We start from the raw sequence: 23467 nt of genomic DNA, 5'->3' as shown, positions 1-23467 counted from the left end.
CCGGCTGAACAGCAAGCCCTGCAACACATCGGCCACGACGGGCACAGCGGAACCATGAATCCCAATAACCATCAAGGTGGCGTTGGCATGGAATACGGGTCTATGGATCACAGTAAGATGGATCATAGCCAAATGAGCCACGCAGGCATGGATCACAGTAAAATGGGACACGGATCGGGAGGGCATGACCACGGAGCCATGATTGCCGACTTTTTGCGCCGGTTCTGGATTTGCCTGATTTTGTCGGTGCCGGTGGTCGCCCTGTCGATGATGTTTCAGGAGTTGGTGGGTTATCAACTTGATTTTCCGTACCGCGAACCGCTCGTTGTGGTGCTGGCAACGGTCATCTACGTATATGGTGGATGGCCGTTTCTAACGGGTATGGTGGGCGAATTACGTACCCGGCAACCTGGAATGATGACCCTGGTCGCCGTGGCCATCACAGCCGCTTATGCCTACAGTGTAGCCGTCTCGTTCGGGTGGCTACAGGGAATGGACTTCTTTTGGGAACTGGCGACGCTGATCGACATCATGCTGCTGGGTCATTACTTAGAGATGAAGTCGGTGGCTGGGGCATCCCATTCGTTGGAATTGATTGTACAAATGCTGCCCTCCGATGCCCACAAAGTGGCTGGTAGCACCATCACCGACGTAAACGTGAATACCCTGAATCCGGGTGACGTCGTGCTGGTGCGGCCGGGCGAACGCATTCCCACTGATGGGGCCGTTGTTGAGGGAGATAGTGCCGTCAATGAAAGTATGCTGACGGGTGAAAGTGTACCCGTGCAGAAAGCGATAAATGACACAGTCATTGCCGGGGCCGTTAATGGCGAAGGCTCGCTCAAAATTCGGGTCACGCACAAAGGTGAAGATAGCTACCTCAACAAGGTCGTTAAAATGGTCGAAGAAGCACAGCGTGCCAAGTCGCAGACCCAGACGCTGGCCGACCGCGCTGCCGGGTGGTTGACGCTGATTTCGCTGTCAGTGGGGTTGCTGACACTGGTTATCTGGTTGGTGAGCGGCAAAGAAGTTTCGTTCGCCGTCGAACGGATGGTCACGGTCATGGTTACGGCCTGCCCCCACGCGCTGGGGGTTGCTATTCCGCTGGTAGTCGCCATCTCAACGGCTATTTCGGCTCAAAAGGGCCTGCTGATTCGCAATCGCACGGCGTTTGAGGAGGCCCGCAAAATTACGGCGATGGTGTTTGACAAGACGGGTACGCTCACGGAAGGCGAGTTTGGCGTGACGCGGGTTCGTCTGCTGAAGACGGATGACGAAGCGGGTTTTCTGGGCATGGTGGCGGCTCTGGAACAGCAGTCACAGCACCCCATCGCCCAGGGCATTGTCCGCGAAGCCAAAAAGCGAAACCTGGTTATGCCGACCATCACAAACTTCCAGTCCATCACCGGTAAGGGCGTGTCGGCTACCGTAGATGGTCGACAGGTGGTGGTGGTAAGTCCGGGCTACTTGAAAGAAAAAGGCATCGAGCAGCCGCAGGATGCCTACGGCAGCGGAGCCGAAACGGTCGTGTTCGTGCTGATTGACGACCAATTGGCCGGGTATGTAGCCCTGGCTGACAAAATTCGGGAAGACTCGAAGGAGGCCGTGCAGCGGTTGCAGCAGGCGGGCATCAAGGTCTATATGGCTACGGGCGACAACCAGAAAGTGGCCGATGCCGTTGCGAAAGAACTGGGTCTGGATGGCGTTTTTGCCGAGGTGTTGCCCGACCAGAAAGTGACCATCGTGAAAAATTTACAAGCTAAAGGGCAGTTCGTAGCCATGACTGGCGACGGGGTGAACGATGCCCCGGCATTGGCCCAGGCCAACGTGGGTATTGCCGTTGGCTCCGGCACCGATGTTGCCGCCGAAACTGCCGATATTATTTTGGTCAATAGCAAACCCACTGACATTACCAACTTAGTTGAATTTGGCCGGGCCACGTACCGCAAAATGATTCAGAACCTATTCTGGGCAACGGGCTATAACGTTATCGCCATTCCCTTAGCGGCTGGGGTGCTGTATCCTAATTTCGTGCTTAGTCCCGCTATTGGGGCTGTACTGATGAGTGCCAGTACGGTCATCGTGGCCCTGAACGCGCAATTACTGAAGCGGAGTTTGCGTAGCAGCAATTCGTAGAGGTTATCGCCATTTGGGTTTAGTTATTACTACGGGGATGATCTATGAAACCTGACGCACGTATTTCCAAACGGAGCCTTAATTTTTTCCAGTGGGCCGGGACCAATTTGGTCTCTTTGACCGGATGGTCATCACGAGTAAGCATTTGTGCGATTCGTGCATCAAAAACATCGTCGGAAGCCCTGAGTAGCTCGTTCATACCAGTCTGAATTTTTAGTCAAATCTACGTGGTTTCATCAATGACTACCTTGTAAGATTGTGCTAAGGAATTTGTAAAATTCGGGCGTTCAGTCGTTTAACACACTACTGCACAGCCCCATATAGTACGTCAAATCATTTCATTATCAATTATGTTGAAACATCTTCATCTGTTTAGCCCGCTGTCATTACTATTTATTGTTAGTGCGTGTCAACCGCCGGATCAGGCGCAGGAACTGGTCAAAGAAGCCATTGAAGCACATGGGGGCGCGGCCTACAATAACAAGCGGATTGAATTTGATTTCCGTACCTATCATCTGGCATTGGAACACCAGGACGGACAGTTCAGCTACCAGCGTACCTACCGTGATTCGACGGGCAACCGGCTCGTTGAAACCTTAACCAACAACGGGTTTGTGCGTACCCTGAACGGCAAACGGCAAACGCTGGATTCGGCCCAGACCCGACGGTATAGCCAGGCGGTGAATTCAGTGGCGTATTTTGTTCTGTTGCCTGCCAAATTAAGTGACCCGGCCGTTCTGGCGGATTATGTCGGTGAGTCACAAATCGACGGGCAGCCCTATCATAAAGTGCGCGTTCGGTTCCGGGCCGAAGGGGGCGGAACCGATTACCAGGACACCTTTTTTTACTGGTTTAATCAGCAGACCCACACGATGGATTATCTGGCTTACAGCGAGGGCGGACCGCGTTTCCGCAAGGCTATTAACCCACAGGTCGTGGGCGGTATCCGGTTTCAGGATTACATCAACTACAAGGGCGAAAATAACGATACTACGTCGGTCGGTACTTATGACCGTCGCTACCAGGCCCGCCAACTCACGGAATTATCCCGAATCGAGCAGAAAAACATCCGGGTTGTGCCGTTGCCCTAATTGCTTTCCGCTTGGGCATCACGAGAAACTTAACGTCCACTATTTTTTAGCCTTTCGGAAAAGGTATTGAAGTTGCCTCACGTAGGTACGGGGACAACTTCAATACTAAGGCACCAACTTCTAAAACTTCACGCCCACCGTCACATAAAAATTACGGGCATCGGCGGGTAAAATGCCCGGCCCCGGATACCCCCCGGCCCGGCGCGTAAAGTAGCGTTCGTCGGTCAGGTTGTTTATCCCGGCTTTGAACGAGTACCGGCCTGCCAGCCGAAGTGATGCCGACAGGTCCATCACCTGATAAGCGGGAATTGGTCCCGTCTGGGCATTGGCCGAGGGGGTTTCAGTGTTGTTAGCATCGCTGTAGGCACTGCCAACCCGGTTTAATAAGGCCGTTAGGGTAAAGGTGCGGTACGTATAGTTCAGGCCGAAGCGACCAATGAAGCGTGGGGCATTTTCTACCTGTTTGTCCTGTAAGTTTCCTTCCACAAGCTTGCCATTTGTTACCGTAGCGGTGGGCAGGTTCAGATAGCGGGCATCAGTGAACCCCAGCGAAGCAAATAGACTAACGTACCCCACCTTTGAGCGACCGGCCAGTGCTACCACCGGGTCAATCTCGACGTAAGCCTCTACGCCTTTGCTCACACTGCGGCCCAGATTGGTCCGGTATTGATAAGGGCGGTTAGCCGCATCCAGCCGGGTCAGGGTTCCAATGCGATTGTCGTAGCTGAGGTAGTAGGCCCCCAGGTCATAATTCAGAAACTTCCGGTAATTCCCCCGAAGGCCCGCGTCGATGGTGTAACCGCGTGCATCCTGTAGGTTCGGGTCAATCACAAAGTCGGTCAGGGCGGCTGGTGTCAGGTCGCCGAAGGTGACGGGTCGGTACGCCTGTGAATAATTACCGTAGAACGTGGCGAACGTAGCCAGTTTGTATTCCGTGCCTACGCCGAATAGCGCAAACGCCCGGCTGCGGCTCTGGTCAATCTGATTTTCGGTGCCGTTGGCCGCAAAACTGTACCGACCCGATACACTATTATCAAGCATTTCGGCGCGCACACCGGGCGTAAGGCTCCAGCGAGGGCTTAATCGGAACAGGTTTTCCGCAAAAGCGGCTACGTTGGTTGTGCGTAGCGCAAGGGCGCGGGGGTAAGCCGCATCCTGTAGCGTCAGGTTAAAATCCGAGCCAATGTCGCCTTTACCCTGCTGCCGCCGGTCGGTGAAGCCGTTAAAGTACTTAATACCAGCCGACAAGGTATGCTGACGGCCCAGCGCGTTGTATTGGCTGATAAGCCGTAGTTCGCTGCCCCAGTTGTGGTAGGTGTCGCGGTCGATTGTCCGGTTCGCCAACTGACCGCTGGTATTGGGTACGTCGGCGTTGGTAATGGCACTGACAAAGCCAATCTGGTTGCGTTCGCTGAACAGGCCGTGTACCTTCAGATTCAGCCGGGTACGGTCGCTAAGGGCATAATCGACGGTTACAGACGGAACGGTCCAGGGAACGTTGAACCAGTTACGTGGCCGCGCACTTTGCCGGGCATTCTGGGCAAACTGAGCATCGGTCAGGCCACCCGGCTGCTGATTGACGCTATAGGCCCGTGACACTTCCGCCCCGATTTTGAGCCGGTTCGACACCAAATAACTGATCGACGCAAAGCCGTTGAAAATGTTGTAGCGGCTATTGTCGCGCCAGCCATCGGCCCGGCGGTAATCGACATACCCAAAATACTGCCACCGACCCGCCGTGCCACCCACCGAATTATAGGTCGAAAACAATCCGTAGCTGCCCACTGACTGCTGCGACTCGACCGCAATCGGCTTTTCAGTCGCCGGTTTCTTTAGCACGTAGTTGAGTAGTCCGCCAAACTGAGGGCCATATTGCAGCGACGCGCCACCCCGAATAAGTTCAATGCGATCAACGGCCTGCATAGGCGGGTTGTAATACGCTTCCGGGTAGCCGAACGGGTCGGAACTGATGTCCACGCCGTTCTGCCGGACGTTGAATTCCCAGGAACGGTTCGGACTGAGACCCCGAACCGCTACGCCAACCTGCATTCCTGAGCCTTCGCTCTCCCAGACCATCACGCCCGGCGTTTTACTGAACACCTGCCGGCTGTTGTTGGTAATCAGGTTCGCGTCCAATGCGCCGAGGTTAACGACTTCCGTTTTCTTGCCCGCATAAATGGCGTTCTGACCAACTTCGGGAAGCACCTCGCGCTCACGCAGGCCGCTTGAGGCTACTACCTTCACCTCCTGAAGTTCCTGGACACTTTCGCTGATGGTGATGTCCAGGCGGGTTGTCTGACCGCTCGTTACTTCGGCTGATTGCTCCTGGGTTTGCAGGCCAACGCCCGTTACAATCAATACATAACGGCCTTGTGACAGGTTTTTAAAGAGGTAAGACCCATCCGGGCCGGTGCTTATCTGACGAACGGTTCCTTTAAGTGACACGGTAATACCCTCCGTAGGCTGCTTGTTTCGGTCCAGCACATAGCCCTGAAGCGATCCGAACGGCTTATTATCGGCTGCCCACCCGACGAACGAAGCCAGACAGATGAAGAGTAAAGAGATAAATCGAAGAAGTACTTGCATAGTTTTATTTAGACTGATTCAAAACTAATGCAAAGGTATAAAGGCCACCGGCACGGACAAACATTTTATAGAATAATTCTAAATAAGGGGTGTAGCGGCTGTTGAATCAGCCGCTACACCCCTTATTTTTCAATTATGCAACCACTACAGCCCTAAAAGCGTGAACATTATGCCGACTGCCAGGCAGCCAGTAGCACAATCCCCCCTAATACCGCGTAAAGCAACCAGTTCAAGTACTTTTTCCAGAGGGGGGTCGGCGGTACATCACCTGTTTTGCAGCAGTCTTTCATAAAGTCTTAGTTTATAGTGCTTTTAGCTGTTTGTCGTTGCCGTTTAGTTGGCTTTATACCGGGAGAATACCTAATCCGGTAGCAGCTTCTTTAGACATTGTTCTATCTCTGAAACGGAGACATATATATCGTCTTCTAACCCTTCAGCCCAACCTCCTGTTCCGGCTGGACCGTGAAAATAAGCAGAGTAACGCAGGCCGAGTTGCTCCGCCATATTTCGGTAGAAATCGGGGAAATAAGTCGGCGCAAACAACTCAAACAGATGCGTACCGGGCTGGCACCAAAGGATGTTAACGAATGAAGCACCGTGAGGACCAATAATAAAATCGGCATTTTGGTAAATACCTATCTGTTCAGCCACTGAGCGCGGTTTGTCCTCGATCACCTCAATGTGATAGTGTTGTAAAAGGTTAATTAAGTCAGGTTCATTGCGTACCCGACGACGACCCGCCCGACTAATATATATCCGGTTGCGGTTGCCGGTTGGTGGCGGTAGTTTAGGTAAGATATGTTTACGGAGCGCATCAATATCCGCTTTATTTGGATAAAACCAGTGGCCCGTATTGGCTAATACACATTGCTCAAAACGCACCTGCGTCGTGCGGCTGTCCAGTAGGCGGGTCGGCTCTATACCCAGTAAGGAAAGATACTCACGTTCATAAGTAGTGTTAAACAATGGGTAAGCGACAAGGGCTTCATTGAACAGGGTTTCAGGAATGGCTTCTTTTATCCGGGCTAACTTCCCCGCCACCAACATCACAAAGTCATAATAGCCGCCCCAAACCACGCCATCTAAGTAATGACTCCAGGGAGCTATCAAGGTTGTGCTGCTGATTTGCTGACGTTTTTTTCGGTGGAGGACGTTCCGGTAGAAGTCATCCGTATTGATGTCCGTGCAGAGAACGTGCTGCTTGTCACGAATACTCCCATAGGGCAGTTGCGAGAACGCCCCGTTGGCCTGTTCCAATAACCAGACCGACACGGGTTCGCTCTCGTCCTGGGTGGCCGCAAAATACACCTTCGACGGAACTGCGGGGTCAATGACTTCCGTTAGGGAAAGCTGATTGGCTGGGTACGCACTCCGCTGGTAAGGGGCAAGATAAGCGGCTGTTTGGGGCTTGTCCAGAAACTGAACGCCCAGCCGGCGATAGAACCAACGGGAGCCTCTACTAATTACCCGCTTAACCAGCTTGATGGGTAAGTGGGTAAGTTGTCTGTTCATTGACTGAAACAAAGATGTTTGGATGGGTAGAGGTGCAGCCATAGACGTTACTTTTTAAGCCAGTAGTACGACGCGAATGGTCAATTAATTTCTTCCTTCGTTTCCCCACAGGTCAGCATCTGATCGCCGAAGTACGGGTTGCGAATTGGTTTTTTGTCGCTGAGCCAATAGCTGCCTTTGTTATTCAGGGCCATTGGGCAATACTGCCGATACACCGGTTTGCCATTCACACCAAATGCCTTGACGCTCCGGTACAATCCATCCTCAAACTGCGCGTAGGCGGTTCGTTGCTTTTCCAGATCGCCCGTGCCGCGCAACGTTTTCAACCCTGCATTCATGGCGTTCAGGTACGTCATCCAGTCGGTATGGGCGGCTCCCTTCAGTAGCATCATGTCCACGCCGGACAAGACCTTTTCGACCCCGACTGCAGCGGCCTTGCTTTGGCCTGAATTGGAGCCGACGAGCGATTCGGTTAGTTTAAGGGAGGAAACATACACAGCGGTTAGTTGCTTCTTAAACGCTTCCGGGACTTTGTGGCTTTTGGGAACAGTAGCAGCATCGGCTCTTGGCCTGACCGCTGGTGCGGTGGGGTTGCTTTCTGTCGTTGGCGTTGACTTTACTCCTTCTTCAACTTCGGCGGTAATCGGGTTGATACCCTTTTTTAGAATCAGTTCGCTGTAGAGCAGATAGGCCCCCGACATCGCCACCTGTTCATCGCCGTTCAGCCCGCCCGTAATCGCCACTTGTTGATCCGTTTCGGTGCCGGTCTGCACCCGGCGGGGCTGAAAAACCGCCCCATCGGGGGTGCGGCCTTCCGACTGCCGACCAGTCTGCACAAACACGACCGCTCCCTGCCCTGCCCGCACCACAGCATCGACCGGCAAGGTTAGCCCGCGCTGTACGCCGTGCCGAAGCAACACCCGTGCCTGCTGGCCGGGCTGGAACCGCCCACCCGGATTGGGTAACACGGCCCGCATCACCAGTACCTGGCTACCGGCCCGGTATTCCGGGTTAATAAAAGTCACCCGCGCATTCATCGTGGAACTGGTTTCGTAACCCACTACCTGTACGGGCACCCGGTCGCCGACTTTCACAAACCGGGCTTCCCCCGCATACAATTCGGCTTCGACCCAAAGTTGACTCAGGTTCGCCAATCGGTACAGCAACGCTCCTTCACCCACGTATTGCCCCTCACTGGCGGCAATCTCCGTAACCGTGCCGCCCGCCGGTGCCACAAATGGAATACGCGGCTGTACGTTTCGGGTTTTGGCCAACCTGGCAATCTGTTCAGCGGTCATGCCATACAGTTTGAGTTTTTGTTCGGAAGCCCGCCGGAAGTCTTCATAACGCGGTTCTTTTAGCTCTTCGACTTGTCGGAGGGCCAACAGGTACTCCTGCTGCTGAGTAAGCAGGGGTTCGCTGTAAATCTCATAGAGTACCTGCCCTTTGCGGATGGGCTGACCCGTCTCTTTCACGTAGAGCCGCTCGATACGGCCCGCTACACGGCTGCTGATGACATCCGTTTGTTGCTGATCGGCGGCAAGCCGGGCGTTCAGCACGGTACTGTTGCCAATATTGCCCGACGCTACCGGCTGTACCATCACGTTGGCAAGCTGCATCTGGCTTTCACTGAGCATAATCTCCGTGGCTTTCTCGCCGGTCTTCACTACAGGCACCAGGTCCATGCTGCAAATGGGACAGGTACCCGCCGAGGACTGTACAATCTGGGGGTGCATCGGGCAGGTATAGGTTGTGCCGCCTGCCCCATCAGGGCCGTGATTATGGCCACTATGATCGTCGCTGGCGGCTACCTGTGTTGAATCGTTCTGTTGGGTGTCGGTCTTTTCGCCCGACTGGCAGGTGGCATTCAGCAGCACCAGCAAAGTTGAAGCACCGTATATCCATCGTCTAATCATGACGTTATTTCGTGTTTGAAACATTAACAAAGCTTTCGCTATCAATCAAAAATTGGGCATTGCGGGCAACAACGTTCTCATCCGTCAGTCCGCTCATAATGGCAACGTACCCACCCGTTTGCTGGCCGGTCTGTACCCGCACGGGTCGAAAGGTATTGGCCGCGTCTTGCTGTTGCACAAAGGCAACCTGCTCGTTGCCTAAATCGAGGATGGCCGTAGCGGGTAGCCAAAGCCCCTGTACACCCGACCGCCGAAGCGTAGCGCGGGCCAGTTGGCCTACCCGCACCGAATTACCCCCCGGCAGATACGCCCGCACGGTAACGAACTGCCCGTTCCCCTCAATAAAAGGCACCACAAAACTGACCTTCGCCCGGCGGGTAGCCTCGCCCGTCTGGTCGAAGGAGATGGTCAGTTCATTGCCAGGTTTGATGCCAACTGCATCGCGGGCGTAGAGCCGGAACTCGGCCCACAACCGGCTGGGGTTTACGACCCGGAACAAGGTTTGCCCGGTCTGTACGTACTGTCCCTCGCGTAGCAGCAATGAGGCACCAGCGGCACCACCCCCCGGCGCGGGTGTTGGCGTTGCGAACGTGATTTCATCCGTACCCGGAGAGCTTCCCCCGCCTGACATACCGCCACCCATGCCTCCTCCGCTTCCCCCCATGCCATTACCAGCTCCGGCACCGCCCATGCCCCTGTCAGCAGGCATATCCGGACCGCCGGACCGCGCCGATGGAGTACCCGCCGATTCTTCGACGACGTAGCCATCGTAAGGACTGAACACAGCCAGGGCATAACTTGGTTTACGAGTACGGGTCAGCTCATCAATCTGCCCGTCGGTTACGCCGAGCAGCCGCAGTTTCTGCTTCGCTGCGGCAATCACCGGGGCATTACCCGCGTCGGCATCGAGTAAATAGAGCAGTTCACGTTGCGCCGTGACGATGTCGGGGCTGTAGAGTTCCAGTAGTTTCTGGCCCTTGCGAATGGGCTGGTAGTTGACCCGGACATACAGCTTTTCGACCCGACCGCCAAACCTGGCCGGAATCGAGTAGAGCCGCCGGGTGTCGTAGGTCACAATGCCGTTGGCCTGCACGGATACCGAGGCCGTGCGCTGTTCGGGCTGCACGGTCGCGATGTTAGCCACTACCACCGAGTTTGTGGGTTGTAACAGGGCTTTGAGGTCGGCATTGATCGTCAGACTGTCGCCACCGTCCGTTACTTTTTTCACCAAATCCATGCCACAAATGGGACACGAACCGGGTTTGCCCTGCACAATCTGCGGGTGCATGGGGCAGGTGTAAGCTTCCTCGGCGGTCTCGTGGGTATGGCCGCTATGAACCCCTGTATTTGGGTTGGCCGGTGACGTTGCTTCTTTGTTGTCGTTGTCTGCCTGGCAGCCTGCCAACAGAGTCAGGACAAGCCCGACGAGGGAGGCCATCAGCCCCAGCCTGTTCTTATTTCTCCAGTTCTCGCTCATAACTTACAATCATGCGGTAATACTCCTGTAGGCGCGTCAGATAATCCATCTGCGTCATATTCAGCGTTTCCCAGGCATCAATGACGAGGGGCAAATCGCCTTTATTCTGCTCGTAGTTAATCAGTTGGGTATCGTAATTCTTACGAAGCGTCGGAATGACCCGCCGTTCGTAATTGGTCAACTGAGTCGTCATGTTCCGAATATCGGTCAGCATCTCGGCCACCATGCCCTGGGTTTCGTTGAGCATACCTTCCCGCTCGTAGCGCATGGCTTCAATATCCTGCTGCATTCCCTTGATCTCGGCTTTGTACATCCGTGAGGCCCATGGCACAATCGGAATTGAGATCATACCCATCAGCGTAAACTGGGTAGGCATCATGCTCTTCACGCCCGAAAAAGGCTGCATATGGTCGAAGCGGACGCGGAAGTCGGGCCGGGCCTGCGCTTTCTGTGATTCAATCCCCGCCTGCATACTTAAGATTTGCCGGTCCATGCGGAGAATATCGCTGCGTCGGCCACCAATTTCTTCGGTTGTCGGCACTATGGGCTGCGGCTCCACCGGGCGATAGGTCGTGTCGATTTGGAACGGGTCAGTTTTGGGTCGGTTCATCAGCGTATTCAGCCCGATCCGTTTACGCTCAATCTCGGCTTCGGTCATCGTCACCATGTTGTCAAGCTCGTACAATCGGCCTTCCGCTTTGTAAATGTTGCCCAGACTGCCCTGCTGATACGGATAGCGGATGTCGGCCAGCTTTTTCATCAGTTGCAGAATGCGCTTATTTTCGGCCAGTACCCCCCGCCGTTTTTCCAGCACGAGCCAGTCGAAGTAGAGTTGTTTGGCATCGGAGCGGAGCCGGTTGAGCGTGATGCCCCGCCCGGCCTCTTCTACGCCTGCTTTTGATTGCTGGTAGATGCGCGTGGCCCGTTGCTTAAAAGGGTTCGGAATATCCTGCTCTACGGACACCATGCCAAATCCCTTGTCGCGCTCGTCCATAATCATCTGCATCGGATACGGTGCCATAAACGTACCCAGGCCCACCATTGGGGCCATCCAGCTACGTGCGCCCTCGGCGTAAGCGCGGGCGGCAGCGGCCCGGCTGCCGTAGGGTTTAAGCAATGGATTATTCAGGTCGATACGAACCAACACACTGTCTAAGGCCAGCACCGGGCCGGATGGAGCGGTGGCCGAAGGCCGCACGTATTGTTCAGTCCCCGTCATCGACTGCACGGCTGACGGGACTGGCTGGGGTCGGGTTTGGCTAAAACCAACCTGCGTTACCAGCAACGCGGCAAGCAGACTCTTAGTGAGAAGCTTCCAGCACATCCAGTTTACCAAATTTTTTAAGTTCATATTCTTTCGTCAGTAAGAAAATCAGCGGAGTCACCAGCAGAATATGCGTCGAGGAAGTGAGTACCCCCCCGATCATGGGTAGCACGATGGGCAGCATCACATCGCTCCCCACCCCCGATGCCCACAGCACCGGCACTAAGCCAAACAGGGCCACCGATACGGTCATGATTTTAGGTCGGAGCCGTTTGGCCGCGCCGTTGATGACGTATTCGCGCAACTCGTCGCGGCTGATGGTGTCTCGGGAGTTGCCCCGTTTCGCTACTAATTGCTTCATGGCATCGTTGAGGTAGATGACCATCACTACGCCCGTTTCGACCGCAATACCGAACAGGGCGATAAAGCCAACCGCCACGGCTACCGACAGGTTAACCCCGTAGAAATAGATCATGTAGGCTCCGCCGATGAGCGCGAAGGGAATCGTAATCAGGCTCAAAAACGCTTCGCGCGCCGAACCAAAGGCCAGATACAGCGAGAGAAAAATAATAACCAGCACCACGGGGGCAATAATCAGTAGCGTCTGCTTACCCCGAATCAGGTTTTCGTACTGCCCGCTCCATTCCAGAAAATAACCATTGGGCAGTTTCAACTCCCGGTTCACTTTCGCAATAGCCTCCTGCACCGTACCGCCCAGGTCGCGGTCACGCACGTTGAACATCACCGCCCCCCTGAGCAGGGCATTGTCGGAGGTAATCATCGGCGGACCATCTTCAAACTTCACCGTTGCCACCGCCGAGAGTGGGATGGTACCGAAGGCGGCTGTAGCAATCGGGATGCGCCGGATGCGCTCCACGCTGTTCCGATAATCCTGCGCCAGCCGCACGTTGATCGAGAACCGCCGTCGCCCTTCGATGGTCTGCCCGATGGGGGAGCCGCCAATGGCCGATTCAACCACGCCGTTCACGTCGTCCACGCTCAATCCGTAGCGGCCCAGGGCCTCGCGGTTTGCATCAATAGTCAGATATTTGCCGCCCGTGACAGGTTCCACGTACAGGTCTTTCACGCCCGGAACGCCTTCCAAAGCGGCTTTCACCTGCTCCGATACGGCGTAAATGCTGTCGAGCGACTGCCCGTGTACTTTGATGCCTACGTCGGTACGGATGCCTGTGGAGAGCATATTGATCCGGTTGATAATGGGCTGTGTCCAGCCGTTGACCACACCCGGAATCTGAAGTTTGGCATCCAACTCGTTGATGAGGTCTTTCTTGGTGATGCCTTCGCGCCACTGCGTTTTGGGTTTGAGCATGATGATAGTCTCGATCATGCTGATGGGCGAGTTGTCGGTTGCCGTCGAGGCCCGGCCTGCTTTACCCAACACCTTGTCAACTTCCGGCACCGACTTAATCAACTTGTCCTGCACCTGCAAAATCCGTTTGGCTTCGGCGTTCGATACGTCGGGCAGCGTCACGGGCATAAAGAGAATGCTCTGCTCGTCCAACGGCGGCATAAATTCCGAACCCAGACTCATCAGCATCGGTATGCTAATAGCCAGGGCTAACAGGTTGATCCCAATGGTCGTTTTACGCCAGCGCATCACCCACCGGATGATGGGTTCATAGGCCCGCTCCAGGAAGCGATTAATCGGATTGGCGTGATCATCTTTGAAGCGGCCCTTCATGAACAGCGACAGCATCACCGGGGCCAGCGTGACCACTAATAGCGCATCAACCAGCAGGATAAAGGTTTTGGTCCAGGCCAGTGGGTGAAACAGCTTTCCTTCCTGCCCGGTCAGCAGAAACACCGGCAGAAACGACGTAATGATGATGATGGTCGAGTAGAACACCCCCCGCGACACCTGAACACTTGACCGCTCGATGATCGCCAGCCGCTCATCTTCGGGTATCTCGGCGTAGTTTTTAGGCCCGAAGCCGAACCATCTTTTTATTTTCTTCCACATAGTCTTTCAATCAGTTTTGATGCACTCGCTGAAACGAGCAGAACAGAAAATTCTGGCTCGTCTGGAAGGGCGTAATATGGTCTTCGGTGATGCACCGGAGTTTGCGGAAACCGCGAGCCAGTTCATCGGTCAGGTTCTGTTCACTGTAGCGTCGAATGGGCAAACCGCTACATTTTTTCGGCCCATTTTCCGAAAACGTACCAATCATGACGTAGCCATTGAGGGACACACCGATACGGGCCTTTGTCAGATACTGACTAATTTGTTCAGGGGTGGTCAGGAAGTGAAATGCCGCCCGATCATGCCAAAAGTCGAAGGGTTGAACTGGCGCGTAGGCCGTAATGTCGCTCACAATCCATTCCACCCGATCAGCCCGTTCGCCCAACCTCTGTTTGGCGCGGTTTAGAGCCGCTTCACTAATGTCGAGGACACTAATGTACTGATAACCCTCATCAAGCAAAAAATCAACGAGCTTACTGTCGCCCCCGCCAATGTCGATAATGCGGGCCGACCTGGGCAATCGGGCCTGCCGAATGAAATCCAGCGACATGGCCGGTATTGCTTGGGTCCAGCTAACCTGGTCAGCTTGTTTGGTTTGATAGATGGTCTCCCAGTGCGCTTTAGGTACGTTCGTTTCCATAGCTCTCGGTTGGTTGAGGGGTAGCGGAGCGATGCTTTTGCCCGTTCAGTTTGCCCTGATCGGTAGTATCGGGTTGGGTCGCTGGCGGTTGCTGATCCCGCTCTGCGGTTAACTCAGCCTGCCGGGTGGCTAAGTTCTTATAGGCGTTTTCGGCCATGATGATGCCGTTATCGACGATCACCCCGATAGCCAACGCGATGCCCGTCAGGGACATGATGTTAGACGAAATGTCGAAGGCATTGAGCAGAATAAAGCTGGTGGCAATGGTGATCGGAATCTGAATGATGATGCTGATGGCCGACCGCCAGTGTAATAGAAATAGAATCACCACCAGCGAGACGACAATCATTTCTTCAATCAGCGTGTGCTGAATCGAGGCCACCGACTCCTGAATCAGCCCGCTGCGGTCATAGACGATGTTGAATTTGACCCCTTCGGGCAGGCCCTTAGCGACCTCTTCCATCTTCTTCTTGACGTTGCCAATTACTTCGTCGGCGTTCTCGCCGTAGCGCATCACCACAATGCCGCCCACGGCCTCGCCCTGCCCGTTCAGATCGAAGATGCCCAGCCGGGTTTCGCCCGTCATCTGCACCGTCGCTACGTCGGCTACCCGCACGGGAACGCTGCTGATCGTCTTCAGCGGGATGTTCTGAATCTGCTCGACCGATTGCAGATAGCCCGTCGTTTTGATGATGTAGCCGATACCGCTGAGTTCAAACTTGCGCCCCCCGGCTTCGTTATTGTTGGCCCGAATTGCCCCGATGACCTGCGGCACCGACAGACCGTAGTACGTCAGTTTGTTGGGATCGAGCGTCACCTGGTACTGCTTCTGAAAGCCACCGAACGACGCGATTTCGGCCACGCCGGGTACGTTCTGCAACCCAAACTTGACGTACCAGTCCTGAACGGCCCGCTGTTCGCCGAGGTCCATGCCGGGCGCGTCGAGCGTGTACCAGAGAATGTGGCCCACGCCCGTTCCGTCGGGACCAAGCGTGGGTGAAACGCCCCCCGGCAGCAGCCGGGCCGCATAGTTGAGCCGTTCCAGCACCCGCTCCCTGGCCCAATACACCTCCGTATCGTCGTTGAAAATGACATAAACGAAACTCATGCCGAACATCGACGTACCGCGCACGTACTTCACCTGCGGAAGTCCCTGGAGGTTCGTTACCAATGGGTAGGTAATCTGGTCTTCGATGAGCTGCGGAGAGCGGCCCATCCATTCGGTAAAAACGATAACCTGATTCTCCGACAGGTCGGGAATCGCGTCGATCTTACTCGTTCTCACAGAGTAAACGCCCCAGCCAAAAAGACCGGCTGCAATCAGCAGGACGATGAATCGGTTGCGTATAGAGAATTTAATTAAGCCCTCAATCATCAGGGTAGAATGGTTAAGCGATAAGCAAACAGTATATAGCAGAATAACTCAGCAACTGGCGAAATGGCCCAATGAAGCCCCGCTCAGTCAATGAGTTAATAGAAGAACCAATAAATTCAGATAAGCAGAGCACGCAGACGCAGAAACACATCGCGCTCGAAGGGAGGGGTATCGTAGCTGTGTGAAGGGCGCGTACCTGCATCATGGCTGGCCGACAGCAGGGCGCGGAGCCACTGGTGACAGATCAGTACTGGCAATGGCTGATCGCTACTAACGTCCTGAGCGGGTGCCACCGATACCCGAACCGAAACATCAGCCGGATTAACCGTCGACAGGCAGGCTTCAGGCGCGCAGGAAGCGGCAGAGCTTGGGCTACTGTCGGCGTTGGTCGAATGACCAGCCGAACAGCAACAGGTGCAGGGAAGGGCGGATTGGCTATGGCAGGTGCGTTCGACAACAGGCCGGAAGCCACTGAGTACCAGCGTTAGCCAGAGTACCCAACTCACCAGACCTATGTTTTTAAGTGTTCGCACCAGTCACCGTTTTTAAGTAAAACTACTTTAGCGCAAAAATAGTGCAAAACCGAACAGGCCGAGTTATAAGATTAACGCCGGTTTATTATAAAATAATCGGGATTATACCAGCAATGAGCACGGCTGTCCTCTGTTTAAAGCTGGTTGGTGTCCAGGTTCCTGATAGACACCAACCAGCCTTCAAACAAAAGGTCATTAATGTAGCAGTTCGGCTTTGTAACCGGCCTGTTGCACGGCCTTCTGTACCTGCTCGGCCGATACGCCATCTGCCTGTACCGTTAGCACTTTATCGGGGCTGGCCGTATCGACCTGCCAATGCTGGGCACCAACCGTTTTGTCTAAAAATGGGGTAACGGTAGCGATACAGCCGCCACACTTAATGTTCGTTTTAAACTGAATTTCAGATTGTGTTGTCGTTTCCATTGGTTTCACGAATTATCGGATGAACTATGGACAAAGGTCTGCCATTCGTGACCCGGATGCGTTACACAATTTCGGGCAAGGCTTGTAAAATCTTCCGTCGTTAGTTCATCCCAACAGGAGCCGTAACCAACCTGTGCATCCCCCGACTCATTCGGGTGTCTCGGAGGGCCAAAAAATGGGCGGGTGGTAAACCGCGTTCGGCTTCTAAGTGTCTGATTAGATGGTCTTCGTCCTGATAGCCGGTTTGCCGGGCTATTTCGGCTACCGTTGCGCGGGTGTACGTTAGTCGTTCAATGGCCTTGTCCAGGCGTTGCAGCACGACGTACCGACCGAACGTAATGCCTTCGGTAGCCAGAAACAAATCGTTGAGCTGGTCATAGGGGCAATGAGTATGTTCGCTTAGGTGCTTTAGCAGGTTCCGAAGCGACAGCGAACGCTGGGACAGATGATTGGCTAACCCGTTTTTGGCGTGTTCAAATACCTGCTGTTCCCGCTCATTCAACAGAGAAACTCCCCAGACACCGAGCAGTGGCTCCAGGTTGAGCAACGGCCCCGTTTGCTGCAGCATAATTCGCCCTGGACGAATGGCGATGACCCGAAACCCGGCTTCCGAAAGTTCGTGCCGAATATGTTGTATCAACCCTCTGCTGGTCAGCCCTTTAACCGACACAGTAATCAGGCCGCTATTTATATTTCCTCTCTCCCTGTTCATCGAACAAAAATGGGGAAACAAACCGGCTTTTGTTCTACAAAATTTTGGCCTGTCGTTATAGTTTTTTGCGAAATGCGCCAATCCAAAAATTTTACAAGTAAGGAGCTGAACATCCCAACAACTGCAAGGTTCTAAAGAGACAGAAACAACACATTTTTTGTAACGACTTTGCCATGAAAAAGACAATCATTGCCTTCACACTTTCGCTGCTGCTGGTTGGCGCAAGTTTCGCTCAAACCCAGAAGCCCGCCAAAGCGACCAAAAAACAGGCTAAGGCGGCCAAGAAAATGGACCATAGTACCATGAAGATGGACGGAAAGTCCGGCTCTATGAAGGGCATGGACCACAGCAAGATGGATCACAATAAAATGAAGATGAAGAAAGATTCCTGATGCTCATGCACCCATACGAAAGCGGCCCGGTCAAGTGATTGACCGGGCCGCTTTCGTAACCGATTAGTTTAATCCTTTAAATCCAGTCCAGCGGGTTGCGGTCAGGTGCGTTCAGGTCGCGGTACGTAGCCGGAGTCATGCCGGTTACCTGTTTGAATTGATTGGACAGATAGGATAGACTGCTGTAGCCTAACTGGGTGGCAATTTCACTGATTGATAATTCCCGATAGCTCAACAGTTCCTTGGCCCGTTCAACGCGCTGCATGATCCAAAACCGCTCAATGGTGATGTGTTCGGTAGTCGAAAAGATGTGGCTCAGGTGGGCGTAGTCTTTACCCAGTTGTTGGGAGAGATAATCCGACAGGGTAATATTCAGTTTAGCGATCTGTCCGCTTTGAATAAGGTCAATAATGAGCGACTTAATCTGGTTGACCGTTCGGGCGTTCCGGTCGGTCAGCAGCTCAAAGCCCAATGCCGCTAATCCCTCCTCCAGCACAGCCAGCTCAATCAGGGTTCCTTCCACAGCCGCCCGGCCCAGTTCGATATGGCGAACCACGTACCCCTGTTGTTCGAGTTCCTGCCGGACCGCCCGCACGCAGCGGTCACAAACCATGTTTTTGATATGAAGTTCCTGAATGGCCATTATAGACTATTTTTTGCGCCCGGCCATTTCGTAGGCTGGCCGGGCGCAATCCCTTAAATTTCTTCTTTCACCGAACCGCACTTCAGCATCTTGTCGCCATAGTAGGGGTTGCGAACTTCTTTTTTGTCGCTCAACCAGGAGGCTCCTTTACCGTTGGCGGCCATCGGGCAGAACTGCACGTAAGACCTGGCGGGTTTGGTGGCTTTAGCCAGCGAAATCATGCTGGTGGAGAGCATCTCGAACTGCGCCCGCTGATCGTCCACATCGGTTGATTTGCCGATGGCGGCAGCGTGGGTTTTAGCCATTGCTAAAGCTTTTTTATCGGCGGCTGAGAGTTTGGCCGCTTCGACCTTGCTCAAAGCTGCGGTTAGCGAGGTTGCCTGGGCTTTGGCTTTAGCCGCATCCGTAGCAACGAGTGCATCTTTCACGCCGTAGTAAGCGGTCAGTGCAGGGGCGGTATTCTGCGCTGACGCAGCCACCGAAGCAAAGGAAAGACTCAAAGCCGCCACAGCGAACCGTAAGGCGGAGAAACGACTGGTTTTCATTAGTGTTAAAAAAAATTAAGTGAAACAAATAGTAAACGGTAATTGATTTAAGTGACTTACCTGGCATTAGTTAACCCGGAAGTTGAGCATCATGCCATCGTCCTCGTGTTCGAGGTTATGGCAGTGGAAGACAAACAGGCCAGGCTTCGTAAACTGGGCGATAATGCGTACCCGCTCGCCGGGCATAACCAGCACGGTGTCTTTCCAGCCTTTTTCAGTGGCATACAGCGTGTTTCGCCCACCAACCCGGTTCAACACCTGGAAGAACGTACTGTGCAGGTGCATGGGGTGGGGTTCGTCGCCCTTGCTGTTGTCGAACTCCCAGATTTCCGTATCGCCCAGCTTAACCGATTCGTCAATCCGGCTGCCGAGGTACGTTTTTCCACCGATGGTATGCATGCCGCGCATCGGCATACCGTTCATGCCTTCCATGGCAATACCGATGTCGAACAGGCGGGTTTTGGTCGCTGAAGCCGTTGACAGGGGCGAGACCATTCCAAGTGCTGCGGGCAGTTGAAACGGGTCGGTTTCGGCTTTATTGACCGTAAATTTGAGAATGTTGAATGCCTGACCGCCCTGCGAGGAAGCTCCGGCAAAGGTGTTGCTTTTCAGAAACACGTCAGTTCCTACCGGAACCTTACTAAAATCCACCAGCAGGTCGGCGCGTTCACCGGGCGATAAAAGCACGGCCGTGACCTGTTCGGCAGTCGGCAACAGACCACCATCGGAGCCGATGAGCCAGAAGGGAGCGTTGTTGCTCAAAGCCAGATTATAGATGCGCCCGTTGGAGCCGTTGACAATTCGCAACCGGTATACCCGGGTCGAGACCGTCTGAACGGCACCGGCAACGCCATTAACGATGATCGTTTCGCCCATGTAACCCATCATCACGTCGTCCATACTGGGGCTGTAGGTGGGCGCGCCGTTGCCATCTAACCGCTTATCCTGAATCACTAAAGGAAGCTCGTAAGCACCCGATGGCAGGTTGAGGGCGCGTTCGGCGGGGGTCTCGACGATAATCATGCCGGCCAACCCCAGATTCGCCTGTTTACCGGTTTTCTCGTGGGGATGCGGGTGATACCAGGCCATGTTGGCGGCCTGATTCAGCCGGAACGCATAGGTAAACGAGCCGCCTGCCTGTACTAACTGAGTCGGATGGCCGTCCATCTCGGCAGGCACCAGTAGCCCATGCCAGTGGATATTCGATTCTTCATCCAAGTTGTTGGTGAAACGCAGCGAAACATCGGAGCCATTCTGTACCCGAATCGTTGGCCCCAGCATACCGCCCCGATACCCCAGCACCCGGGCATTTTTGCCGGGCAGAATGGCATCAATGACCGATTTGGCCGTTAACTGACCGGTGTTCGTAATTGTTTCAGGAAACCGAAGGGGTGTCGTGAATGGAATTTCGGTTACCGATGGCCTCATGTTTTCCATGCCGGGAGTCATGTTCATGCCCGACATATCGTGGGTATTACAACCCGTCAGCAGCGACGAGCCGGTAACAGACGCAACGGCTCCCAGACCCAGTGTTTTTAAAAAGTCCTGTCGATTCATGACTGAAGTGTAATTGGTTTAGGGCGATTAACTTTCTTTCGTCGGAGTTGGGGCGAGGAAACAAAATAGAGCGCGAACCCTGACGTGATGGTTAACAGGCCCAGAATAGAGAAAGCCCGCAGTAAGCCGTTGTTGATGTCGTCGCGGCCTTCGTAGTCCATCGTGTGCAGCATCCACAACAGGTCGAATATTCGCCAGGGATCGGTGCGAACGCTCTGCACCGTCCCCAACTGGGCAGCCACATAAACCGTCGCGTGTGCCGGTTGCCGAAACGTTACGGCGTAGGCAGGCAGGGGTTTTTCGCGGTATTCGTGGTGGCCGTTGGTGCTCGTCAGGTACTCGACTCGCTCGACGGTAGATGGCCCCACGAAGCGTTGTCTGGCCAACGCAGTAGCCTCAGCCTGCGTCAGTTCACCCCGCAACTCGCCGGTTCGGGCATCAGCCAGTTGCGTGTGTGTCATAGCGTGGCCCTTGTCGTGTTGCATTCGGTAACTCACCTGATAAAGCGGCTGGTTCTGAACCTCGATCAGGGCCACGCTCAGAATGGAGTCTGTGCCTTTTTGCCGCAACGTCTGCAGGGGAACCGATGGGGAAACCAGCGATAATGAGGCTGGAAAGCCGACAGCCGGGCGTTTGAGGTGATCGCCGTGAATGTCGTCGAGGTTCGACCAGCTAAAGTATAGGCCACCCACCGTCCAGAGCAGAAACTGGATGCCGATGAACACCCCCAGATAGCGGTGCGTTTTGCGAATGCGTAAATGCCAGGTTCGATTCATTCGTACTTACTTTGCCTCGTCTGGATGTTTGTGTTCGTGCCGATTGCCATCAGCAGCACCTTCCTCATGCTGTTCAAGATAAGCCCCGCGCGGCCCGATGCCGTATAGGTACGTCAAGGCTCCGCCCTGATGCCCGGCCAGGCCCACGGCAATACCGGCCCCGACGAGAACCAGGGCCGTAACACCTTCCAGCCACTTCAGCGGTCGCCAGAGCGTTACGCCTTTCAGCACCGTACCGGCCAGTCCGAGCCAGAGGGTGTAATCGGCGTAGGTTTCGTGAGTTTCCAGTGCCAACTGAGCGGCATCGCTCAATCCATCCGTATGGGGATGCACAAACGTACCCGCCACGTAAGCCCCCACCGTTCCACCCAGTGCGATCAGACAGGTCAGCCAGTTCAGTGGGCTGGACGGTTTGATGAACACAACCAATTGCAACAGCGCGGCCAATAGCAACAGAATAATGGGAATATGCACGACCATCGGGTGATACGTTGGGTAATCTGCTAAGGGTGCAGGCATGGGAGCCATTGCCTGTACCTGGTCCATGTGCATACTATCGGCAGCCGTACCTGCGTGAGTCATCGGCAGGGCCGAGGTCATGGCCGAATCGTGGCGGGCCGAGTCTATCGGAGCTTTCTTCTTTTTGTGGCCGCCATGCCCAAAACTGATTTGAACCGATGCCACCAGGAGCAGCAATACCCAAACTATGTGTCGTTGTTTCATTGCAGTAGTATGTGTCGGTTGATTAGCGTACCCAAAAGAGTCGTTATCGTTACCCAGACTTATTGTTTATGCGTATGCCCGGCCTGAAAGCAATGCAGCGCACAAGCCGAGCCTTTGTAGCTGTCGTGTACGTTACCAATCTTTTTACCATTTGCATCAACGATGTCGCAAGTCTCATCGGCGTTGTCTTTAATGGTGAACATCAGATCGCCGTTGGCATCCATGTATGTTTTGCCATCTTTCCCCATACGCCCCATTTTTTTGCCCGTTTTGGCATCTACTAAGTTGCCTTGCCCATCCACGAAAGCGATTTTCTGGCCCTTAGCATCCATAATCATCCGGTCTTTGGAAACCGTGCCAACCGTAGCGCCGGTGCCGTCTTTAACCTGCCCACTGGCATTGATGCTCATGGGATTTTTGTAGTTGGCTGACTGGGCCAGCAACAGCGAAGGCGCGCCCAACAGCAGGGCGAACAGGGCAAAAAACAGGGATTTGGTTTTCATCGTATTGTCGTTTAATTAATGTAGGTTGGTTTGACTGCATAGTGCATGACCATTGTTCCAAAAAGAGTGTTAACCTGTCCGGTCTGAGTAATCTGCCGAAAACCACCATCATAGAGCATAGTTGGTATAAGCCCACGCTCATTCGCCCTGGTTGTATCAAAACCGTCGAAGAGTTGAAGCCCGTAGAACAGCAGCCGCATGGCATCGTTGGCGGGTTTCCCCCAATCCGCTAAGGCAAGTGCGCCACCCGGTACCAACACCCGCCACATCTCCCGGATCGACTGTTTTTTGTCTGTATCCGACAAGTGATGGAGCAATAAGCTACAGGTCACAATGTCCATGCTTCCATCGGGATAAGGTAGGGCCGTCGAAAGTCCCTGTTCCAGTGTCACGGGCCACCCGGCGTGGGCGTGTTTTTGCCTGGCAATTGCCAAAACGGTCTCGTCACCATCAAGACCAAAAACGCTGGCATCAGGAAAGAGTCGATGCAACAGCAGAGCTTGTGTCCCCGTACCGCAACCGACATCCAGTACGTAATGCGGCTTTTGATCCCGTATTGGGTCAAGCAACAGCATTCGGAAGAGGTCTTCTCGCATAGTCAGGGCCATGATTTGGTCGTAAAACCGGGTCAGGCCGTTCCAACGCAGGGCTGGTTTGTAAGTCGGAGAAGGCGTTTTCATAC

Annotated in this window: 21 protein-coding genes; 3 read left to right on the top strand and 18 right to left on the bottom strand. The window is 54.2% G+C overall.

What is annotated here, in order from left to right; genetic code table 11:
- Window positions 1-54 precede the first annotated feature (54 nt).
- On the top strand, window positions 55-2136 hold the full coding sequence (locus tag EQG79_RS29340) for a heavy metal translocating P-type ATPase (RefSeq protein WP_129606737.1): 2082 nt from the start codon (window positions 55-57) through the stop codon (window positions 2134-2136).
- Between the two features lie 350 nt (window positions 2137-2486).
- Window positions 2487-3227, top strand: coding sequence for a DUF6503 family protein (locus EQG79_RS29330; RefSeq protein WP_129606612.1), 741 nt, complete (start codon window positions 2487-2489; stop codon window positions 3225-3227).
- A gap of 120 nt (window positions 3228-3347) precedes the next feature.
- Here EQG79_RS29330 and EQG79_RS29325 read toward each other — a convergent pair whose 3' ends face one another.
- The 11 genes from EQG79_RS29325 to EQG79_RS29275 all read right to left on the bottom strand — a co-directional run bounded on the left by EQG79_RS29325 (window position 3348) and on the right by EQG79_RS29275 (window position 17574).
- A complete protein-coding gene (locus tag EQG79_RS29325) occupies window positions 3348-5813 on the bottom strand; it encodes a TonB-dependent receptor (RefSeq protein ID WP_129606610.1) in 2466 nt (821 codons plus the stop codon).
- 360 nt (window positions 5814-6173) lie between these two features.
- A complete protein-coding gene (locus EQG79_RS29320) occupies window positions 6174-7325 on the bottom strand; it encodes a glycosyltransferase family 61 protein (protein WP_129606608.1) in 1152 nt (383 codons plus the stop codon).
- Window positions 7326-7405: 80 nt separating this feature from the next.
- Complete coding sequence (locus EQG79_RS29315) at window positions 7406-9241, bottom strand: efflux RND transporter periplasmic adaptor subunit (protein WP_129606606.1); 1836 nt, start codon at window positions 9239-9241, stop codon at window positions 7406-7408.
- A gap of 4 nt (window positions 9242-9245) precedes the next feature.
- A complete protein-coding gene (locus tag EQG79_RS29310) occupies window positions 9246-10718 on the bottom strand; it encodes an efflux RND transporter periplasmic adaptor subunit (RefSeq protein WP_165358982.1) in 1473 nt (490 codons plus the stop codon).
- Complete coding sequence (locus EQG79_RS29305) at window positions 10696-11937, bottom strand: TolC family protein (RefSeq protein ID WP_240699511.1); 1242 nt, start codon at window positions 11935-11937, stop codon at window positions 10696-10698. Before EQG79_RS29305 ends, EQG79_RS29310 begins: the two co-directional genes overlap by 23 nt.
- An 82-nt stretch (window positions 11938-12019) precedes the next feature.
- Window positions 12020-13963, bottom strand: a complete 1944-nt coding sequence (locus EQG79_RS29300; RefSeq protein WP_129606602.1) for an efflux RND transporter permease subunit — start codon at window positions 13961-13963, stop codon at window positions 12020-12022.
- Window positions 13964-13973: 10 nt separating this feature from the next.
- Window positions 13974-14603, bottom strand: coding sequence for a class I SAM-dependent methyltransferase (locus tag EQG79_RS29295; protein ID WP_129606600.1), 630 nt, complete (start codon window positions 14601-14603; stop codon window positions 13974-13976).
- Window positions 14584-15978 carry an efflux RND transporter permease subunit gene (locus EQG79_RS29290; protein WP_129606598.1) on the bottom strand — a complete coding sequence of 465 codons (1395 nt, stop codon included), beginning with the start codon at window positions 15976-15978 and terminating at the stop codon, window positions 14584-14586. The genes EQG79_RS29295 and EQG79_RS29290 overlap by 20 nt, the downstream gene beginning before the upstream one ends.
- 116 nt (window positions 15979-16094) lie before the next feature.
- Window positions 16095-16511 (bottom strand): hypothetical protein, encoded by a 417-nt coding sequence (locus tag EQG79_RS31410; RefSeq protein WP_240699510.1) that lies wholly within the window; start codon window positions 16509-16511, stop codon window positions 16095-16097.
- Between the two features lie 195 nt (window positions 16512-16706).
- Window positions 16707-16934 (bottom strand): heavy-metal-associated domain-containing protein, encoded by a 228-nt coding sequence (locus tag EQG79_RS29280; protein ID WP_129606596.1) that lies wholly within the window; start codon window positions 16932-16934, stop codon window positions 16707-16709.
- A gap of 100 nt (window positions 16935-17034) precedes the next feature.
- Window positions 17035-17574, bottom strand: a complete 540-nt coding sequence (locus EQG79_RS29275; RefSeq protein ID WP_240699509.1) for a helix-turn-helix domain-containing protein — start codon at window positions 17572-17574, stop codon at window positions 17035-17037.
- Window positions 17575-17819: 245 nt separating this feature from the next.
- Between EQG79_RS29275 and EQG79_RS29270 the strand changes: the two genes are divergently transcribed.
- Entirely contained in the window at window positions 17820-18038 is a 219-nt protein-coding gene (locus tag EQG79_RS29270) for a hypothetical protein (protein WP_129606594.1), read from the top strand.
- 76 nt (window positions 18039-18114) lie between these two features.
- Here the strand turns inward: EQG79_RS29270 and EQG79_RS29265 are convergent, their stop codons facing one another.
- From EQG79_RS29265 to EQG79_RS29235, 7 genes are all read right to left on the bottom strand, one after another.
- Window positions 18115-18681 carry a helix-turn-helix domain-containing protein gene (locus tag EQG79_RS29265; RefSeq protein ID WP_129606592.1) on the bottom strand — a complete coding sequence of 189 codons (567 nt, stop codon included), beginning with the start codon at window positions 18679-18681 and terminating at the stop codon, window positions 18115-18117.
- 53 nt (window positions 18682-18734) lie between these two features.
- Window positions 18735-19226 carry a DUF3347 domain-containing protein gene (locus EQG79_RS29260; RefSeq protein WP_129606590.1) on the bottom strand — a complete coding sequence of 164 codons (492 nt, stop codon included), beginning with the start codon at window positions 19224-19226 and terminating at the stop codon, window positions 18735-18737.
- 66 nt (window positions 19227-19292) lie between these two features.
- Window positions 19293-20783 (bottom strand): multicopper oxidase family protein, encoded by a 1491-nt coding sequence (locus EQG79_RS29255; protein WP_129606588.1) that lies wholly within the window; start codon window positions 20781-20783, stop codon window positions 19293-19295.
- Window positions 20780-21559, bottom strand: a complete 780-nt coding sequence (locus EQG79_RS29250; RefSeq protein ID WP_129606586.1) for a hypothetical protein — start codon at window positions 21557-21559, stop codon at window positions 20780-20782. The genes EQG79_RS29255 and EQG79_RS29250 overlap by 4 nt, the downstream gene beginning before the upstream one ends.
- Window positions 21560-21565: 6 nt before the next feature.
- A complete protein-coding gene (locus EQG79_RS29245; RefSeq protein ID WP_129606584.1) occupies window positions 21566-22282 on the bottom strand; it encodes a DUF2231 domain-containing protein in 717 nt (238 codons plus the stop codon).
- A 59-nt stretch (window positions 22283-22341) separates the two neighbouring features.
- Window positions 22342-22785 (bottom strand): 5-fold beta-flower protein, encoded by a 444-nt coding sequence (locus EQG79_RS29240; RefSeq protein ID WP_129606582.1) that lies wholly within the window; start codon window positions 22783-22785, stop codon window positions 22342-22344.
- An 11-nt stretch (window positions 22786-22796) separates the two neighbouring features.
- Complete coding sequence (locus EQG79_RS29235) at window positions 22797-23465, bottom strand: class I SAM-dependent methyltransferase (RefSeq protein ID WP_129606579.1); 669 nt, start codon at window positions 23463-23465, stop codon at window positions 22797-22799.
- Window positions 23466-23467: the final 2 nt, after the last annotated feature.

Source organism: Spirosoma sordidisoli (genome assembly GCF_004138325.1).
Lineage (GTDB): Bacteria > Bacteroidota > Bacteroidia > Cytophagales > Spirosomataceae > Spirosoma > Spirosoma sordidisoli.
Note: the sequence above shows the minus strand (reverse complement) of the source record. Positions and strands in the feature narration are given on the sequence as shown.

Bases quoted from the DNA above. Each gene is read 5' to 3' on its own strand.
- EQG79_RS29340 (WP_129606737.1), top strand. From the start codon at position 55: ATGAATCCCAATAACCATCAAGGTGGCGTTGGCATGGAATACGGGTCT.
- EQG79_RS29330 (WP_129606612.1), top strand. From the start codon at position 2,487: ATGTTGAAACATCTTCATCTGTTTAGCCCGCTGTCATTACTATTTATT.
- EQG79_RS29325 (WP_129606610.1), bottom strand. From the start codon at position 5,813: ATGCAAGTACTTCTTCGATTTATCTCTTTACTCTTCATCTGTCTGGCT.
- EQG79_RS29320 (WP_129606608.1), bottom strand. From the start codon at position 7,325: ATGAACAGACAACTTACCCACTTACCCATCAAGCTGGTTAAGCGGGTA.
- EQG79_RS29315 (WP_129606606.1), bottom strand. From the start codon at position 9,241: ATGATTAGACGATGGATATACGGTGCTTCAACTTTGCTGGTGCTGCTG.
- EQG79_RS29310 (WP_165358982.1), bottom strand. From the start codon at position 10,718: ATGAGCGAGAACTGGAGAAATAAGAACAGGCTGGGGCTGATGGCCTCC.
- EQG79_RS29305 (WP_240699511.1), bottom strand. From the start codon at position 11,937: ATGACGGGGACTGAACAATACGTGCGGCCTTCGGCCACCGCTCCATCC.
- EQG79_RS29300 (WP_129606602.1), bottom strand. From the start codon at position 13,963: ATGTGGAAGAAAATAAAAAGATGGTTCGGCTTCGGGCCTAAAAACTAC.
- EQG79_RS29295 (WP_129606600.1), bottom strand. From the start codon at position 14,603: ATGGAAACGAACGTACCTAAAGCGCACTGGGAGACCATCTATCAAACC.
- EQG79_RS29290 (WP_129606598.1), bottom strand. From the start codon at position 15,978: ATGATTGAGGGCTTAATTAAATTCTCTATACGCAACCGATTCATCGTC.
- EQG79_RS29280 (WP_129606596.1), bottom strand. From the start codon at position 16,934: ATGGAAACGACAACACAATCTGAAATTCAGTTTAAAACGAACATTAAG.
- EQG79_RS29270 (WP_129606594.1), top strand. From the start codon at position 17,820: ATGAAAAAGACAATCATTGCCTTCACACTTTCGCTGCTGCTGGTTGGC.
- EQG79_RS29265 (WP_129606592.1), bottom strand. From the start codon at position 18,681: ATGGCCATTCAGGAACTTCATATCAAAAACATGGTTTGTGACCGCTGC.
- EQG79_RS29260 (WP_129606590.1), bottom strand. From the start codon at position 19,226: ATGAAAACCAGTCGTTTCTCCGCCTTACGGTTCGCTGTGGCGGCTTTG.
- EQG79_RS29255 (WP_129606588.1), bottom strand. From the start codon at position 20,783: ATGAATCGACAGGACTTTTTAAAAACACTGGGTCTGGGAGCCGTTGCG.
- EQG79_RS29250 (WP_129606586.1), bottom strand. From the start codon at position 21,559: ATGAATCGAACCTGGCATTTACGCATTCGCAAAACGCACCGCTATCTG.
- EQG79_RS29245 (WP_129606584.1), bottom strand. From the start codon at position 22,282: ATGAAACAACGACACATAGTTTGGGTATTGCTGCTCCTGGTGGCATCG.
- EQG79_RS29240 (WP_129606582.1), bottom strand. From the start codon at position 22,785: ATGAAAACCAAATCCCTGTTTTTTGCCCTGTTCGCCCTGCTGTTGGGC.
- EQG79_RS29235 (WP_129606579.1), bottom strand. From the start codon at position 23,465: ATGAAAACGCCTTCTCCGACTTACAAACCAGCCCTGCGTTGGAACGGC.